The sequence below is a fragment of the Parvimonas sp. D9 genome, from assembly GCF_035282565.1.
Classification (GTDB): Bacteria; Bacillota; Clostridia; order Tissierellales; family Peptoniphilaceae; genus Parvimonas; species Parvimonas micra.
Map to the genome: position 1 here is coordinate 1 of NZ_JAYKBM010000022.1, position 993 is coordinate 993.

Genomic DNA, 993 nt, shown 5'->3' on the forward strand with positions numbered 1-993 from the left:
CATACTTGAGCGTACGATCCTCGGTAAGGGTCATCTCTCGAAGGATGTTGTATGTAAATTGCGCCTCTTCCTTGAGATCCAGCACCCGCAGCCCACGGTAATACAGATACTTGGACGCTCGATCCAAAACCTGTACATCTTCTTCGTCTGTGCGGATCTTGAGGCCGTCAGGCAAGAATACTCTTGCACGATCATGCCAGCAGTCCAGGTATGCGGCGCCTTCCACTACAATATCGGTACATTCGATTTGTGGCGCATCTGGCTGGCTATTGGCATACATTGTTCCATAGCCACTATTAACTACTGGTACAAAGGTTTCGCCATTTTCATCCAGGGTGTTGCTGTGAAGCTCCCTGAATGCCATCCAGAGCTCCCAGTGCTTGCCTAGCTCCGTTGTGAAAGGTAGCTTTGAATATGTCCACCGACCTAAAAGGCTGTTCCGCCGCTTCATTCGCACAAAAGCGAACGATTTGCCGCGGAAGTCAGCTTTCTGGGTGTAAAACACATATTGCTCGTGACCACGATGGATGGTCACCTCTACTCCATGGCGAAGTAGGACTGCAATGGCTATTTTAAGCCCTGTCCCAAACTTGCCGATAGGATTCGTCGAGTCGGGCTTTGCCGACATCCCGAATACAGTAAAAGACTCCAGGGGTATTAGCCCTGGAGTGCGATGTACTACCTTGCTCATTGGCCCATTTCCTGAATGGCTTCTTCCCTCACCTGTTCCACAAGATCAGGAAACTGCACAATTAGATTGGAATACGTTGCCACGAATGCATCTACTGCACGTTCCTGCTCGTCTGCAATATATGCCACAAGCATTTTCTGGTGGAATTCGCTGAGTACTTTGCGTTCCTCATAAGAAAGTGCATTGGTTACCAAACCACCACCTGGTCTGCTATGTAAATATGCAAAGCCATCCCAGGCAGTTTTGAAGGTTGCTTCGGCTTCGCGCTTGGACTTATCGCGAATAGCCTTTTCAATCTGCGT

2 protein-coding genes are annotated in these 993 nt (G+C 49.1%); both read right to left on the minus strand.

Features of this window, described 5'->3' with window-relative positions:
• The coding region (locus VJI94_RS07805; protein WP_324008931.1) for a hypothetical protein at window positions 1-691 on the minus strand (691 nt) is incomplete at its 3' end.
• The coding region (locus VJI94_RS07810; protein WP_324008932.1) for a hypothetical protein at window positions 688-993 on the minus strand (306 nt) is incomplete at its 5' end. The genes VJI94_RS07805 and VJI94_RS07810, both read right to left, overlap by 4 nt.